Source organism: Paenibacillus sp. NRS-1782, assembly GCF_050467685.1.
GTDB lineage: Bacteria > Bacillota > Bacilli > Paenibacillales > Paenibacillaceae > Paenibacillus > Paenibacillus terrae_A.
Genome location: NZ_JBITPH010000021.1, coordinates 38788 through 55884 on the forward strand (window position 1 = coordinate 38788; position 17097 = coordinate 55884).

Sequence of the window (17097 nt, forward strand, 5' to 3'; positions counted from 1 at the left end):
CATGGCAAGTGAAAAAACACCAAATCTGGGCTTAAATCAAATTGACCGTACATCGCCTAAAACAACGTATTTTGATCTGGAGAAGTATTTGGATCAAAACTGGCGTGCTGTAGATAATTTTGCAGGTGATGTGAATGATGGTGTGGATGCGATCAAGAAACGGTTGGACACGACGGAGCGTAAGGAGGTTACTCTGTCACCTGGGGTGCAAATTGTTCATGCGGAAAAGGCTTCGCCGTTCTCGCTCACGGGACTGAGCGGGCGTACGTTGGTGAATTTGTTGGGTAGATGGGGGAATTTAAGTAGTTTAACAGGTATTACACCTTATCAATCCGAGATAGCGCTGGATACAACGAATAAGGGAACGATGTCTAATTCGTTAAAAGTAACAATCAAATCGGGATATACAGTCGGAGTTGGGTTTTATAGCGATTTTAAATTTTTGGCCGGAAAGTATTATGTTGCAATCGCAAAGGTGAAGGTTGGAAACTCTACAAATGCGGGAATATCAGCCCCGAACGTTCAGGAAGGAACGACAGTAACAGATAAGACTAAATTTACTACATCTTGGTTCAGGGCGGCTCCTACCAGCAATGTGACTTCAAATATTGATTTGAGAATACAGGGGACTCAAGGACAGTATTCTTATTTTGAGGCTGTTCGCATCTATGAGATTTCTTCAGCTGATTATACCGCTTTGGCTTCAATGACAGGCGAGCAAATAGCTGCCAAGTACCCATATGTGGACAGTATAATGCCTGCACGTAATCCGTATGCGATTCGTTATGGGGAAAATTTATTGCCATCGTTTTATGAGTGGTCAGCCAAACAGGGAACACCTACCATAGCGGATGAAAAGAGCGTTTCCGTCACGGTGGATAACAAAATAGTACACACCGTATCACCGTTAGTGCCTGGGCAAAAGTACACTGTCTCAGTTCAATCCGGCGGAGCGACTGGTAGAATTACGGTCACGGATGAACCGGAGACATCAGTAATAGCCGAAGCGGCTGGTTCTGGGCTATTGAGCGTCACGTTTACGGCGGGCCGGGCGGTGAATGTCAGATTACTTGGTACGTCAACGACAGCGGTGACTATTTCTAACCCTATGCTCAATATCGGTAGCACAGCCAAACCATTCAAGCCTCGTGAAGACTCCGTGCTTGCGCTGCAAACAGACCTGTACGCCGATCCAGTTACAGGTGCAAATGCAGATATGGTATTTGAGCGCGACGGGCAATACTTTAAGGTGAAAAGGTTCGAAAGCATCCTACTAGATGGCGGGAGAATCACCAAAGTGAATAACGTAGTGTCGGGAACGGGTTTCAAAGTCCTCTATCCTGTAGTGCCCGATGTAAATTATGCATTTGTTGGCAATGGCACGGCAGTCAAATTTGATGGAAAAATATTGTTGTGGGGCGGGCAAGACACTACAGCCGACAGATGGGCTATAGACGCGACCGCATCCAATTTTGCCGTTTCTGTCTCTGTCGCGGACAGTGGGTGGGGCGACAGTTACGCACCGACGTTGGACGACATCAAAGCCTACTTTTATGGGTATAAGGCGTATGACGCTAACACCATAACGCCTGCACAAGCGCAAGCGGCAACAACGGCGACATGGACAGGTACGGGTACTAAGTATTGGGTGCAACGTGTTGGTTCACCTGCCTTTACACAATCCACACCACAGACATCGTATGCAGGGTACACGCCGTACCAACTCGTATACCAACTCGCTACGCCTACTGTGGAGACCATTGTCAGCGAGGGCCAGCTCACCTTTACCGAGGGAGATAATCAGGTTGAAGTAGGTACGGGGATCGTGTTACGAGAAAAGGCAAAAATGTATCAAGAGCTAGATGGAAAACGCTGGAACATTAACAACGGCAGCCCAGGACAGTTTCAGGCATCGCTTTTGAACTACAGGGTTGACAGGTTTATAGGCATTTACCGAAACTCGCAGCGTGACAACTGGATACTATACCCTAACACTACAACTACGGCTGGTGCTATGGCACAGTTAATGGACTATAACTATGACGCTACCACAGCATACACAGTGTCTTACCTGGCTTTCATGTCGTCGCCAGTTGTACCGTTCACAGGCTCCTACGCAGCCAACGAGAAGGCGCTGTTGCTGGACTTGGTAGATAGTGTACAACAGAACACGGCGAGGGTGTCGGTACTGGAGAATAGGAAAGCTGACAAAGATAGTCCTGCATGGATTACGCCAACGTTGTTAAATGGATGGGTGAACTATGACACTACTCGTAGGCCGATGGGCTACTACAAGGATTCGATGGGATGGGTTCACGTTCAAGGTTACGTAAAAAGTGGTACTTCTACGGCGAATTCAGTCATATACCGCTTTCCTAAAGGTTATGAGCCTGAATCTCCTATCGAGGTTATTGCTGTATCCAGCAGCGGTGCGGGTGCCTCCCCATCTACTCTGTACGTAGGGAGCAGCAGCCTTCAATGTAATTCGAGTGTCGGGAACTCGTTCCTGGTCATTGATTTTTCATACCTAGCTGAAAAATAAAGGAGGACAACAAATGAAAGCAGTACCTAAAGTAAATACAAACGGCCTCTATCTGGAGGACGAGTTGGTGGACGATGCCTTTTCTGGCGTTGTCCCTTTTTATGCTCCATCTTCGCTCACGCTATCTGATACGGACCAGCAGTTAGACACCTATCAGCTTATTGCAGATAGTTCGAGTGCCACAGACGAAGCGAATTCAAAAAACATCTCTGTTGGTTATACCGTCGGTATTCCAGTGCCACCGGGTCTATATCATCCTCGTTTTGATATCCAAAGCTGGCTGACCTATGAAGCAGAGTATAGCCAAAAGCTGCTAGAAGCACAAAACGCGCACGAGCAGTTGAACAAGGAATCACAAGCTTCATTTCAGAAGCTCCATGATGAATGGCAAAGCAAGCCGGAAAACAAACGTGGGGAAGAACCCGTATATTTTCCACCAAATTTTACAACTCCAGAACGAAAAGACCCAACGACATTCTGGAGTGAGGGATTAAGTGACGAAGAGATCAAGGAGCTGACACAAAAAACGGAGCAACAGCCAAGCGAGGCAGACCAATTGAAGCAGCGTATTGCAGATCTGGAAGTAACGCTGACCCAACTCATGCTTGGCAACACAGGAAAATAACGTGTACTGACTATTCTATACAGTAGCAAAAATCTATATAAAAGAGGTGAAATCATAACCATGGCAGCTTTAACAGAGGCTCAATTGCGTATTTGCGCTCATGCCTGCATCACCCGCTATGATCGCGGAGAGGGCGATGTAGCTACGATCATTGGAAGCTATGTTTTGGATGAACAACAGCGTGACGAGGTCATGGAGATTATTTTATCCAAACGTTCCGATCTAGTGCAGGGTAACGTAGAAGATTCGTCATCTGAGGATATTTTGAATGAACAGGAAGAAACGGTTCCTTGGTACAGCTCTATTTTTCGCAAGAAAACAGTATAACGATTAGGAAAATAAATATATACACGAATCTACAAATTCCACTGTATAGATGTGCTGGTGACGTTATAGGACATCGTTGTAAAAATTTCGGTTTTATAGAGAAAGTGAAAAGCATAGCGCACAGCAGGTGATACTATGATGCCCTTGAACCAACCAAGGGCATCCATTAGATAAGTTGATTCAAAAGGGGGAACAAGCATGCATGAAAAGGTCGATCAGATTTGGCTGGGGTTTTCCACGGGGACCTTGATCGGTTATTTTTTCGGGGGGTGGACGATGATGTTGACGTTGTTGTTATGGATGGTTATTATCGACTTTTTCACGGGCTGGGCGGCGGCCTGGATTAATGGAGCATTGAAAAGCCGAGAGGGCTATTACGGTATTTTTCGCAAGGTTACGGTGTTTTTGATGATTACGGTAGCTCATCTGATCGACGGTATTCTGGGGGATGCACATTATTTCCGGGATGCCGTCGTTTTCTTTTATTTGGCGAACGAGCTATTGTCGATTATTGAAAATGTGGGCCGAATGGGAGTGCCGATGCCGGATATTTTGCGAAATGCGGTAGCCATTTTTGAATCCAAGTCGGTCGGGGAAAAGAAAAAAAAGAAAACAGATCCCTCCGACAAAGGAAATAAAGCTTCATAAGGTGGGCAGAATGCATCTCTGCCCCATTTTCAGCATCAAGGTGGAAAAGCCCGGACCGCTTCAATGGTCCAAGCATAGTTATAACAGTAACATCATCGGTTACAACATTATGAATGACAAGGAGGGATCGCCTTATGCAAAATCGCAGTCCTAACGCTGCCGAGGGCATTGACGTGTCCCGATACCAGGGAAATATTGATTGGAAACGTGTACGAGCCGATGGCAAATCGTTTGCTTTTATTAAAGCGAGTCAGGGGCAGCGTTACGTCGATCCGACATTTATCACTAACGCAAAAGGCGCCAAGGCAGCTGGGGTATTGCTGGGAGCTTACCATTTTGTAGATGCAACCAGCGTTGACGCGGCCAAAGCGGAGGCCAGACATTTTGCCGAGGTGCTGGATCGGGTTGGAGGTGCAAAAGCGCTAGACTTTCCAGCAGTAATGGATTATGAGAATAATCCGGGTGGACTTAGCTCTGCCGCGATCCATGATGTAGCCATGGCGTTTTTGATGGAATTTGAAAGGGTAAGTGGTCGCAAGCCGATGGTATATACGGGAAACGCTTTTGCAGCCCATTTCAAAGCGTCGCTGGGAGCCTACAAGCTATGGATCGCGCGTTACAGCACACAAGTGCCCAACGATACCACAGCATGGAAGCTGTGGGACTTCTGGCAATACAGCGACAGTGGACGAGTTGATGGGATTCAAGGGCCAGTTGACCTGAATGTATACGCCGGAACTGAGGCAGAGCTGCGCCAAGTTTTTGCAGGAGAAGAGGGGGATGAGCCGATGACAGCAGAGGAAAAAGCGGCATTTAAAGCCTTGCAGCAGCAGGTTGCCGCACTTGAAAACAGCAAGGATGTGCTCAAACAGACATTGAACGAACAGACCGCTTATATTAAAAAAGTGGATCAGCAAGTAGCTGACCTGGAGGCGCGTCAGGCTATGCCAGTGCCAGCTTGGGCCAAGGAAGCCGTAGCCGCAGCCGTTGCTTTTAATCCGTCGAGTCCGATTGTGGATGCCAAGCAGCCGAGCAGCTATGATTTTTATCGCCTGCTTGTCGTCTTGAACCGTCTGGGTGTGTTTAAGAAATCGTCGTAAACTACTGAACAAACAGGAACCAGGTGGAAGAATTGGAGCTTGCCAAGAGGACGCGAGCAGCTGTTATAGCCGCGTTCTTTTTTATATAATTGTATATATTTCCCTGTTATATTAACTAACATTACTCTCCGAAAACGTTCGGAAATTTAAAAAAATCTATGAAAACGCTCTTGTCTACCATCTCATTTTATAGTAAAGTAACCAGTAATCACTCTCCATTCATGTAATCAGTTGTATATACTGTGAGTATATATGACATTTTTCACTATGATTCAACAAAAGCTGAATGCTTGGAGACAGCAATCTTCCTCATAACCTCACAGACTATCTCATCGGGTACGAAACTTTAGGCATACAGCACGGAGGCCGATTGAATTGAACCACAGGTGTTGATATCTACTTCTACATATAAAATTACCTTACACACCTCCTACTTGAGCATTTTGCAACAATCCCATGAGCGATTTCAAATCAGCACTATATAGATCGAAACGGTTTAGTTCGTCTATCTATTGTACTTTCGAGCGTTGGGAATCGAATGATTCAAAATGCTAACTAATGAATTAACTTCCATCAAGAAAATGATATCACTCGGTAATAGGATGAAAATCAGATTGATTCCGTTAGACTTACTCGAAATAATGCATATGCCACCCGGAAGCAGTTTTTTCTGCTGAATATAAAGGGATTATTCGTTTTAGCTGTACAGCGCCATCATTCGCTTATACCTTACGATTGGTGATAGCTATTTGCTGTATCAGCTTACGTATCTGTGTGTCATGAGGTTTAATGTGGACGCTGTGTCCATTAGATCATAAAGGTTTTCTAAACATCCATCTGGTATCAACGAACTAACAATATACGAGGTGTGAAAGGGGTCTGCTGTATGAGCAAAAAGTACGCAAAAAACAAAGCCTGGACCGTCCTGCTGGTGCTTGCATTGGGGGCTGTTTTGGCACTTTCCGGCTGTGGAGGTTCCAATGAAGGCGCAAAACCGGAGGCAGGAAAAACGCCAGGCGGCGCAGGAGAGGGCGCGCAGGATACATTAATTTATGGACGCGGTGGCGATTCCGTGGCGCTGGACCCTGCGATTGTGACCGAAAGTGAATCGCTAAAAATCGGGATGCAGGTGTTCGATACCCTGCTGGAATACAAGGAGAGCACTACGGAGATTCAGCCGGGGCTTGCAGAGAGCTGGGAAGTATCACCGGACGGACTAGTTTATACGTTCAAGCTGCGTCAAGGTGTAAAATTCCATGATGGAAGCGACTTTAATGCAGAAGCCGTTGCATTTAACTTTAACCGTTGGTCTGATCCGAAAAGTCCATACAAATTTGAAGGGGACTCGTATGATTATTATGATTCCATGTTCGGCCCAGAAGGGAGTCGGGTGATCAAGGAGGTCAAAGCGGTAGATGCGAATACGGTTCAATTTACACTGACCAAGCCGCAGGCGCCTTTTTTACAAAATATCGCTATGCCATCCTTTAGTATCGCCAGCCCTAAGGCTATTCAGGAAAAAAAGGCTGATTTCAAGAGCAATCCGGTCGGTACGGGACCCTTTATATTTAAGGAATGGAAGCGGAACGATACCATCACGCTGGAGAAAAATCCAAACTATTGGAAAGAGGGACAGCCGAAGCTGGCCAAGATCATTGTTCGTTCTATTCCCGACAATACCGCGCGATTTAATGCTTTGCAAAATGGAGAAATTGACCTGATGGAGGATCTGAACCCGGACGATGCGAAGCAGCTGGAAGGCAATAATGAACTGCAAAAAATAGAACGCCCATCCTTTAATGTGGCGTATATCGGATTTAATTTGAAGAAAAAGGTATTCAATAATCCCAAGGTGCGGCAGGCGCTTAATCATGCGGTGAACAAGCAGGCCATTATTGATGCATTGTTTGCGGGAGAGGCCAAGCCTGCGGTCAATCCAATGCCGCCTACATTATGGGGGTATAACGATAGCATTCAGGATTATACCTACGATCTGGATAAGGCTAAATCCTTGCTGGCAGAAGCGGGCTACCCTAACGGACTTACCGAGCCGTTAACTTTTTACGCGATGCCTGTATCTCGTCCGTATATGCCTGACGGTAAAAAGGTAGCGGAGGCCATTCAAGCTGATTTTGAAAAAATAGGTGTGAAAGTGAACATCCAATCGCCGGAATGGGCCACTTATCTGGATGATGTCAAGGCGGGCCAGAAAGATGATTTGTATATGCTGGGATGGAACGGGGATAATGGCGACCCGGATAACTTCCTGTACACCCTGCTGGACAAGGATACGATTCCGGGCAATAACCGTAGCTTTTATGTCAATGAGGAGCTGCACAGAGTATTGGTAAAAGCACAGGTTGAGGTCGATCAGGACAAGCGTGCTGAGCTGTACAAGCAAGCGCAGGTCATTATTAAACAGGATGCGCCATGGATTCCACTGGTTCACAGTACACCGTTGATGGCAGGTAAAGTAAATCTCAAGGGCTTCGTGCCTGCTCCGGGAGGTATTGAATCGTATAGCAGCGTTTATTTTGAATAGTCCAAATAGCTCAAGCGCAAGCAGGCGGTGATTCTGGTATGAACTCATATATTGTAAAAAGACTGGTCGTATTGATTCCGGTATTGCTGGGCATGACGCTCATCGTTTTTTCGATTATTCATGCCATTCCGGGTGATCCGGCGGAAACGATACTGGGAGACAAGGCCACAGAGCAGTCCAAGCAGGCCCTACGTGAGCAGTTGGGTCTGGACAAGCCGTGGTTGCAGCAATATGGAACTTACCTGGGCGAGCTGGCCCATGGCGATTTGGGTGATTCGATCCGTACCAGACAACCGATTGCCCGGGAAATGCTGCCTTATCTGGCGGCTACATTGGAATTGACGGTGGCGAGTATGTTTTTTGCCATTGTTGTTGGAATGAACGCGGGTATCGTGAGCGCCTGGAAGCGAAATTCCTGGTTCGACTATGTCAGCATGGTCATTGCCCTTGTCGGGGTGTCGATGCCGATTTTTTGGCTGGGCTTGATGGAGCAGTGGATTTTTGCCAATAAGCTGCATTGGCTACCTTCCATCGGGCGCATGAATTCCCGTGATCCGGTGGAGGCGGTGACACATTTGGCGGTTATTGATGCAATGATTGGTGGACGTATGGAGCAGGTATGGACGGTCATCAAGCATTTAATTTTGCCCAGCATCGCACTGGGAACCATCCCGATGGCGGTCATTGCGCGTATTACCCGTTCCAGCATGCTGGAGGTTATGGATTCGGATTATATCCTTACGGCGCGGGCGAAGGGATTGGCATCTTTTCAAGTCGTGTACAAGCATGCACTTAAAAATGCCGCCATCCCCGTGCTTACCGTCATCGGTCTTCAGACCGGCTCGCTACTGGGTGGCGCGGTGCTGACAGAGACCATTTTTGCATGGCCCGGCATCGGACGGTACATTTTTGAAGCGATCAGCTCGCGTGACTATCCTGTCATTCAAAGCGGGATTCTGATCATTGCGTTCCTGTTCGTCATCATTAATCTGATTGTCGATTTGCTGTACGCGGTTCTGGATCGGCGTATCCGTTATCAGTAATCAAGTCGTCAATGGGTCAAGGGGGAGCTTGTCCGATGTCACAATTTTCGATGGAACCCAACAATATACCGACGACACGCCATACGCTGGCGCATGTTCCTGTCGTTTCCGGCCCTTGGAGAGACGCGTGGAGGGCTTTCCAACACAATAAAATGGCGCTTGTCGGCCTCAGCATTATTATCTTCTTTGTCATTATCGCTTTGATCGCGCCGTGGATTGCTCCGTTTGACTATAAAGCGCAGAATTTAGTGGGGCGCTTGCAGCCTCCTTCCGCAGAGCATTGGTTCGGGACGGACGATCTCGGCCGGGATCTGCTGACTCGTACGCTGTATGGGGCCAGAATCTCGTTGTGGGTCGGTTTTTTGTCCGTCATTGGTTCGATGATCGTAGGAACGGCTTTAGGTTTAGTTGCGGGATTTTATGGAAAATGGGCAGATATGATCATCTCGCGGCTGTTCGACATTTTACTGGCGTTTCCGGGGATTCTGCTGGCGATTGCTATCGTTGCTATTTTAGGACCTTCCCTGGAAAATGCACTGTATGCTATTGCTATCGTCAACGTGCCGACATACGGACGGTTGGTCCGCTCCAAAGTGCTTAGTGTCAAAACCGAGGAATACATCACTTCTGCCAGAGCGCTTGGGGCGAATAATGTGCGAATCATACTCCGGTATATTTTGCCGAACAGCCTGACACCAATCATCGTACAGGGCACGCTGGGAATTGGAACGGCGATCATTGAAGCGGCAGCGCTTGGATTTCTCGGCTTGGGCGCACAGCCTCCTCAGCCGGAGTGGGGGAAAATGCTGTCGGATTCACGCCAATATATTCAGAACGCGCCATGGACTGTTATTTTTCCCGGTATATCCATTATGCTGACCGTATTGGGCTTTAACCTGATGGGGGACGGCTTGCGCGATGTGCTGGACCCGAGGGCGAAGCGTTAGAACAAAAGTAGTTTAGCTTATATGCTTCTAATATTAATAAAAAAGGTGTTCCCCGGCCTGAATCCTAATGGCTGGAGGAACACCTTTTTCATATGACATTTTTCGTGTTATGAACTCGATTCATTCAACTATCACATACAATATTTTCCATTAAAATCATGTCACCTTTCCTAAGACGTGAAAAAAATGTATAATCACTCCAATTGAGTACGTTGGGAGTGGGCTTTATGACACGGCAAAACAAGAGAGAGCATCGGCAGTTTCCGGAACAGATACGAAGCGACGCTTCACGGGCAGCATATGAACGGGATTACTCCCGATTGATCCATTCACCGACCTTTCGTCGGCTGCAAGGCAAATCTCAGGTATTTGGCGCAGGCACGGGCGATTATTATCGCACACGGCTGACGCATTCGCTGGAGGTGGCGCAGATTGCACGGGAAGCGGCACGCAGCTTACTGCGGCGGCATCCCGAGGTTGAGCTGGAGCAGGCGGATAACGCCGGGCTGATTATTGATCCCGAGGTGGTGGAATGTGCATCCATTGCACATGATTTTGGTCATCCACCGTTCGGACACAAGGGCGAAGAGGTGCTGGACGGCATTTTGGATCAGTTGATTAAGACGAAGGTGGAAAAGATAGCGGCCGCTGGAGGCTTCACGCCTGATTCCAAGCAGGGGCTGGAGGCATATGCACGCGAGCGGCAAATCTATGAGCATTTTGAGGGGAACGCACACAATTTCCGACTCATTATGTTTTTGGAGAAGCGTGAGAACGTAGATGGCTTGAATTTGTCGGACGCTGTTTTACTGGGGATCAACAAGTACCCGTATCCGGGGATTTGGAATAAAAAAGGGATGTATCTGCATGAGTGGGAATACATTCGTTCCATTCGCGAGGATTGGGGAATTCCTGATGGTCAAAAGACGCTGGAGGCCCAGCTTATGGACCTGTGCGACGATATTGCCTATTCCGCGCATGATCTGGAGGACGGAATTAAGGCAGGGAAAATTGAGGTGCACGAGCATTTTTTGTATGATCCGTACTTGATCCGTCTAATTACAGAAAAAATCACCACGTTGGAGGATAGCTTCTGGCAAGGCTGGCAGCTGGCTCAGATCGAACAGAAGGTGGCGGCTGTGCTTAGCGAATTTTTGAAGGTATGGAATGGAAAGATGCCGATGTGTGAACACGATTATTCCCGCACCCGGCGTGAGGTGAAAGCATACTGGGTTAGTTTGTTCGTCAGCAGCCTGGGTGTAATTGATGTAGGCAATTGGAAAAAGGTTACTTTTGTACGGGATGGAAGCGAGGATCTCGACATGCTTCGCACTGTGAGTGTGCTGAAAAGCTTTGCCTGGGTCACGATGATTCGTGATCTGCGCGTGCAGCGGCTGCAAAAACGGAGTGAATGGATGCTCAGACGGCTGTGGCTGGCTTTTCTAGATCCAGTGACATCCAAGTCCATTATTCCGAGTGATTGGCTTCAACGCTTTGAACGTGATCAGGGCAAGGCAAAGCCGATCTGGACATGGGAGCATATGGTCATTGATTATATTGCAGGGATGACCGATGCTTTTGCCGAGAAAATCTATAATGAGCTGTATGGTTTGAAGGTGGGTTCCATTTACGATCTGGACTAACATTTCATGCATAACCCTATATAGTAGAAGAAACTGGTTTTTAAGTATGGAAAAGAAGGGGGGAATATCTATGGGTTTTCAGTCTGTATCTGCCCAATCACTGAATTTGGGGGTACTGGATATGGTGCCGTTATTGCCCGGAAACCGACCGGAGCAGGCCGTTCAATGGGCGAGAGAGCTGGCGAGACGTGCGGAAGCGTGGGGCTATACGCGCTACTGGACCTCGGAGCATCATGATATGGAGGGGCTGTCTTCCTCCAGTCCGGAAGTGCTGCTAGCTCACATCGGGGCAGTGACCCGGAAAATCAAGCTGGGGGCAGGGGCTATTTTGCTTCCGCATTATAGTCCGGCCAAGGTCGCAGAATGGTTTCATCTGCTGGCGGCTCTATATCCGGGCAGAGTCGAGCTGGGTCTCGGGAGAGCACCCGGTGGAGGACCACATGCTTCGATGGCGCTGAGCGGCAACTTTCTCCAGCATGTGGCTGAACTGCCACAGACGATGGAAGCGCTGCTGGCTTTGCTGGAAGGTACCTACGAGTATGAGCAGGTGCGCGTGTTTGCCCGCCCGATGCCTGAACAGCCACCTGCGCTGTGGATGCTGGGTACAAATCGTAAAAGTGCCGAATACGCCGCCCGGTATTCAACTGGTTATGTGTTCGGTCAATTTATGAGTGAGCAGGATACAGGTGAAATGCTGAGCATGTACCGTTCCGACTTTCAGTCGTCCAAACGAATGAATAAGCCTCGTACGATGGTTGCTGTAGGGGCCATATGTGCCCCTACGGATGAACAGGCGCAGCGGTGGGCTGCACAGATTACGATGGGTGACCCGACGATGCGGGCTAATTGGCTGGTGGGAACACCATCGGATGTTGCCGAACGGTTGCGCGGCTTGCAGGTTGAGTACGATAATGATGAATTTTTGTTGGTCACACCCATTCCCGATTATGAGCAACGGCTTCAATCCTACCGTCTTATAGCGGAGGCCGTAAAATCTAGCTGTGATTCCAAATGAAAAGAGATCTGACATGAACAAATATGAAATAAATAGTTCTGCTATGAATATGCAAAGATACATATATACCTACGCGTGTCATGAAACCGAGCGAGAGCTGTGTCTTTTGGAGTTGAAAAGCTTGTTCGGCCAGCCGCCTGCACATGATTCCATGCTGCTGTCCCATCGGCGGTTGGAGCCGGGCACCAGCCCGTTCATCCATCTTCGGCTGGATGTGACCGCAGATGCGGGTACGTTGGATGAGCTATGCGAAGCAGCTTCCGCAATTCATCTTGAAGAAGGGAAGACCTTCAAGGTCCTGTGCCTCAAGGAAGGCGACAACGTGGTCGACTATGACGAGCGTCGCGGTATAGAAAGACGCATTGGCGCACGTATTCGAGGACAGGCGCAAATGAAAGAACCGGATGTCACCCTGGGTGTCATACGGGTAGGAGAGCGGTGGCTGCTCGGCAAGTGCATATACAGCGACAGATCGTGGCTGGAGCGCCGTCATAAGCCGCAAAACTATTCCACCGGACTCCCCGTGCTGGTAGCCAAAGCGCTTGTGAATTTAGCAGTGAATGACATAGCAGCACAGGATATAGATGGGGGCCGATTGAAGTTGCTGGACCCGTGCTGTGGCATGGGTAATGTGATGATTGAAGCATTGAGCATGGGAAAAGATATTCGCGGTTGTGATATCAATCCGCTGGCGGTACGCGGGGCACGCGTGAATTTGCGTCATTTTGGATATGAAGAGGATCTGGTGAAGCTGGGAGATATGAATCTGCTGGAGGGAACCTATGATGCGGCCATATTGGATATGCCCTATAACCTGTGCTCCGTGCTCCCTGCCGATGAGCAAAAGCAGATGCTGCGCAGCCTGAGGCGCTTGGCCGCACGAGTGGTAGTCGTAAGCACGGAGCCGATGGCAGCATTGCTGTCCGAGTCAGGCTGGACCCTCACGGAGCAATGCCGTATACACAAGACAGGTATGAGCCGGGAAATATGGATCTGTGAGTAATTGGTTTATTAATACTGAGTTTTATAGTTGACCAAATTCAGCGGCAGCTCCTGATCGGCTGCATAGGCTTTCAAATTGGTGAGGAAAATATCTACCGCCCGTTCAGCGTAGCGGTCCGTGTCGCCTGCAATATGCGGCGTGATCAGGACATTTTCCAGACTCCACAGGGGGTGCGACACGGGTAGCGGTTCTTCCTCGAATACATCCAGTCCGGCAAAGGCAATATGCTTTTGCTCCAGAGAGCGTACAAGTGCATCCGTATGGACAGTGCCGCCACGACCTACATTAATGAAGAAGGCTCCCTTACGCATGGCTGCAAATGCCTTTTCGTCAAAGAAATGACGGGTTTCCTCGGTGAACGGCAAAATATTCACCACGATATCCGCTGCTCCCAGCGCTTCATGTAATTGCTCAGTTGTATACATGCGCTTCACATGAGGGGCATCCTTGCCGGTACGCCGGACCCCGATCACTCGCATGCCGAAGGCTTCTGCAATCCGCGCCGTTTCACGTCCGATTTCACCCACGCCCGTAATCAGCAGCGTTTTTCCGCGTAATTCCGTCAGGTCGCCTTCCGGTGGCTGCCATGTTTTCTGACGCTGCAAGAGAGCTGCTTGCTGCAAATACCGTGTATGCGACAGCAGCATCCCAAAGATTTGCTCCGTAATCGGAATGGCATGAACGCCGCTTGTATTGGTGAGTAAAATATGACGCTTTTCCAGCTCTGCTAGTGGCAGCTTATCAATACCCGCCGACCAGGTCTGTATCCATTTCAGCTTGCTGTCTGGCTGCAAAGCCGCTTCGGAAATATGCTTGGACCAGCCTAAAATGACCTCTGCCTGTCGGATTTGTTCAGGCTCCAGCTCTTGGGCTTTACCAATGATCAGCTCATAGCCCGGAGCCGCTGCACGAACTTGCCTTTCTTGCTCTGCGGTAAGCTGGTGTAAACTGACGATGTTTCCCATGATTCATTACCTCCTCGGCTTTTGATTCTTTGGAGCTTTCCAATATATTCTGATGAATCATCCCTTCAAGGATAACAGATTGGCGGAAAGATTGCATAAATGTGGGCAAAGACGAGTTTGCTGTGTCACCATAGATAACAACAAATGACTATAGCTCTGATTAGGGAGAAAGGAAGACGATGACGATGAATGGAGTACCGCCGGTAGTACCACAAATAGCACAAACACAGAGACTTTTTACCGCGATTGCTCTCCCGAGCGAGCATAAGAAGGAGCTGAGCCGCTGGGTGGAACAGGATATTAACGAGCTTTCTTTTCGCAAATGGACCGATTTCAGGGATTACCACGTGACACTTCAGTTCCTGGGGGATGTGGCGACCAAAGATATATCGGAACTGGAACAGGCTTTATTTCAGGCGGCGGCTGCACATTCCGCGTTCACTCTCGGCATTGGCGAACCGGGGACTTTTGGACGAGATGGATTTCCGCGTGTGCTATGGAGGGGAGTTACGGGGCAGAAGGATTCTTTGAACCAGCTCCATCAATCCATAGTTGAGGCTACCGAACCACTTGGTTTTAAGCCCGAGGAACGGCCTTACAGGCCCCATATCACAGTAGCACGTTCGTATACAGGGCAGGAGCCTATTCCGGCGTCTATGTTTCAGTCCAATGACCGGATAGGCGAGCCGTGGGAAGTGGGAGAATTTGTTTTGTACGCGACCCGAATGGGCCAAAAACCGATGTACCAAATAATTCAAACGATCCCATTATTAAGGTGAAACCCTTGATCTATCAGCAAATTTAGTGATATAGTATTTCAGCGCTATTCAAAAGGCGCGTTTTGGGTTACATATCTGAGAATGTGCCTAAAGTTAACAGGAGGAACATTATGGAAATTGTTAAAGAACATCGTTGGTTTGCACCTCTTTTGAGTGTGCTGCTTGTTTGTATATTGGGGGTAGGCCTCTACGCTGAGGTTCAACAAACACAAAAAAATCATAAAAATGCACCTATGCAATCTCTGAGCTGGTCAGGGAATTTTTCGGCTTCTTCACACGGGGACAGGATGGGGACCCATAAGGGGTCAAACAGGACAAGTCCCATCTTTGTTGAGGCTCATGGACAGCCGAGCTGGAAACAAATCATGCCGACTCCGTTACCCGCTTCCCAGATGAAGCAGGCGGGACAAGCCCGGAGCAATGTTGCAACCGGTGTGAAAAAGCCTGAAGTCCAGCATAGCAAGTCCGCAATTCTTACCCCTCCTACAACCATCTACTTTACGAAGACACAGATGCTCTCTCAGGATGACAAGGCGTTGTCTACCTGGAGCTACCCTGTCTCCGCTAAAGAACTGCTTCTGCTACAAAAAATAGTCATGGCAGAAGCAGAAGGCGAACCGTACGAAGGCAAAGTGGCAGTTGCCAATGTTGTCTTAAACCGGCTGCGGTCAGCCCCATTTCCCGATACGATTCAGGCAGTGATTTATCAAAAAGCACAATTTAGTCCGGTTGCGAACGGGCGTCTTCGTCGTGTTCAGCCCAATCAGGACAGCATTCGTGCGGTTACGGCTGCTTTGAATGGCCATAAAGCCGTGCCTGATAATACCTGTTTTTTCCTGTCGCTGACGTTGGCTCAGGATCTTACGGTTCATCATTCGCGTACCAAGGTGAAAACAATCGGTCATCATACCTTTTACAAATAAAGGAATACTTCTACGAATAACAGCCCTTTCTAACAACTGGGTTCAGCTTGGTGAACGTATTTTTTCGTGTACAGGTGAAGCTTGTATGCAAAAAGAGGTATAATGGGTAATGGAAAGGTACCTAGGTTCTGAAAGTGAAAATGGAGGTGGCAGATGATATGAAAATCACATATTACGGGCATTCAGCTGTGCTGGTGGAGGAAGAGGGCAGACGGATTATTATTGATCCTTTTTTGACCGGGAATCCTAAAGCGGTAGTAAAAGCTGAGGATATTCAGGTGGATGCAGTGCTGTTGACGCATGGTCATGCGGATCATTTTGGTGATGCTATCGAAATTGCCAAGCACAACGATTGCCCTGTAATCGCGGTGGCGGAATTGGCTAACTATTGTTCATCTCAGGGAGCCAAGGCTCACGGTATGAACCTGGGCGGCGGTCACCAATTTGACGGCTTCCATGTAAAATTCACACTTGCGTTCCACAGCTCCTCTTTAACGGTGGATGGACAAACGATATATATGGGTGAGCCTGCGGGCATTTTATTGACCATAGGTGGCAAAACATTTTTCCATGCTGGCGATACGGCCCTGTTTGGCGATATGCGTCTCATTGGTGAAACCAACTCGATAGATGCTGCGGTATTACCGATTGGTGACGGCTATACCATGGGACCGGAGGATGCACTGCTGGCAGCCAAATGGCTCCGGGCAAGCCGCGTAATACCTGTGCATTACAATACATTTCCGGGGATCGAGCAGGACGGTAACGCCTTCTGTGACCGTCTTAACAAAGAAGGGATTAAGGGAACAGCCCTGAATCCCGGCGAAAGCCTCGAATTTTAACCCGCATTGCCAAATTGCGAGCAAATGTCGGAGCGCCAGAATGTTCAATAGATATCCTCTGTCAGCCTTTTCTATTCCTTTGGGAATGGGAAAGGCTGGATTTTTTTGAAGTGAATATTTATACACAAAAACGGTATATTCTTGCAACTTCAC

The 17097-nt window shown here is 48.4% G+C and carries 15 protein-coding genes; 14 read left to right on the forward strand and 1 reads right to left on the reverse strand.

Going from position 1 to position 17097, the window contains the following annotated elements:
- Nucleotide 1: 1 nt before the first annotated feature.
- The 11 genes from ACIFQM_RS09235 to ACIFQM_RS09285 all read left to right on the forward strand — a co-directional run bounded on the left by ACIFQM_RS09235 (nt 2) and on the right by ACIFQM_RS09285 (nt 13435).
- The gene (locus ACIFQM_RS09235) at nt 2-2542 is read left to right on the forward strand and encodes a hypothetical protein (protein ID WP_430065334.1); all 2541 of its coding nucleotides are present in this window, start codon (nt 2-4) and stop codon (nt 2540-2542) included.
- Nucleotides 2543-2555: 13 nt separating this feature from the next.
- Entirely contained in the window at nt 2556-3167 is a 612-nt protein-coding gene (locus ACIFQM_RS09240) for a hypothetical protein (protein WP_430065336.1), read from the forward strand.
- A gap of 60 nt (nt 3168-3227) precedes the next feature.
- Entirely contained in the window at nt 3228-3494 is a 267-nt protein-coding gene (locus ACIFQM_RS09245) for a hypothetical protein (RefSeq protein WP_430045695.1), read from the forward strand.
- A 198-nt stretch (nt 3495-3692) separates the two neighbouring features.
- On the forward strand, nt 3693-4142 hold the full coding sequence (locus ACIFQM_RS09250; protein ID WP_430045697.1) for a phage holin family protein: 450 nt from the start codon (nt 3693-3695) through the stop codon (nt 4140-4142).
- A 134-nt stretch (nt 4143-4276) separates the two neighbouring features.
- Nucleotides 4277-5242 (forward strand): glycoside hydrolase family 25 protein, encoded by a 966-nt coding sequence (locus ACIFQM_RS09255; protein WP_430045699.1) that lies wholly within the window; start codon nt 4277-4279, stop codon nt 5240-5242.
- An 886-nt stretch (nt 5243-6128) separates the two neighbouring features.
- On the forward strand, nt 6129-7784 hold the full coding sequence (locus tag ACIFQM_RS09260) for an ABC transporter substrate-binding protein (protein ID WP_430037208.1): 1656 nt from the start codon (nt 6129-6131) through the stop codon (nt 7782-7784).
- Nucleotides 7785-7822: 38 nt separating this feature from the next.
- Nucleotides 7823-8827, forward strand: a complete 1005-nt coding sequence (locus tag ACIFQM_RS09265; protein WP_430037210.1) for an ABC transporter permease — start codon at nt 7823-7825, stop codon at nt 8825-8827.
- Nucleotides 8828-8862: 35 nt separating this feature from the next.
- On the forward strand, nt 8863-9774 hold the full coding sequence (nikC, locus tag ACIFQM_RS09270; protein ID WP_430037211.1) for a nickel transporter permease: 912 nt from the start codon (nt 8863-8865) through the stop codon (nt 9772-9774).
- A gap of 227 nt (nt 9775-10001) precedes the next feature.
- Entirely contained in the window at nt 10002-11417 is a 1416-nt protein-coding gene (locus tag ACIFQM_RS09275) for a deoxyguanosinetriphosphate triphosphohydrolase family protein (RefSeq protein WP_430037213.1), read from the forward strand.
- 70 nt (nt 11418-11487) lie between these two features.
- Entirely contained in the window at nt 11488-12432 is a 945-nt protein-coding gene (locus ACIFQM_RS09280; protein ID WP_430037216.1) for an MsnO8 family LLM class oxidoreductase, read from the forward strand.
- A gap of 13 nt (nt 12433-12445) precedes the next feature.
- Entirely contained in the window at nt 12446-13435 is a 990-nt protein-coding gene (locus ACIFQM_RS09285; protein ID WP_430065338.1) for an RNA methyltransferase, read from the forward strand.
- An 8-nt stretch (nt 13436-13443) separates the two neighbouring features.
- Here ACIFQM_RS09285 and ACIFQM_RS09290 read toward each other — a convergent pair whose 3' ends face one another.
- Nucleotides 13444-14400 (reverse strand): D-2-hydroxyacid dehydrogenase, encoded by a 957-nt coding sequence (locus ACIFQM_RS09290; protein WP_430065340.1) that lies wholly within the window; start codon nt 14398-14400, stop codon nt 13444-13446.
- 185 nt (nt 14401-14585) lie between these two features.
- On the opposite strand from ACIFQM_RS09290, the gene thpR reads away from it, so the two are divergent.
- The 3 genes from thpR to ACIFQM_RS09305 all read left to right on the forward strand — a co-directional run bounded on the left by thpR (nt 14586) and on the right by ACIFQM_RS09305 (nt 16944).
- Nucleotides 14586-15179, forward strand: coding sequence for an RNA 2',3'-cyclic phosphodiesterase (gene thpR, locus ACIFQM_RS09295; protein ID WP_430037405.1), 594 nt, complete (start codon nt 14586-14588; stop codon nt 15177-15179).
- 110 nt (nt 15180-15289) lie between these two features.
- Entirely contained in the window at nt 15290-16102 is an 813-nt protein-coding gene (locus tag ACIFQM_RS09300) for a cell wall hydrolase (protein WP_430037224.1), read from the forward strand.
- Between the two features lie 158 nt (nt 16103-16260).
- Nucleotides 16261-16944, forward strand: a complete 684-nt coding sequence (locus ACIFQM_RS09305; protein ID WP_430037226.1) for a metal-dependent hydrolase — start codon at nt 16261-16263, stop codon at nt 16942-16944.
- The last annotated feature ends 153 nt before the right edge of the window (nt 16945-17097 follow it).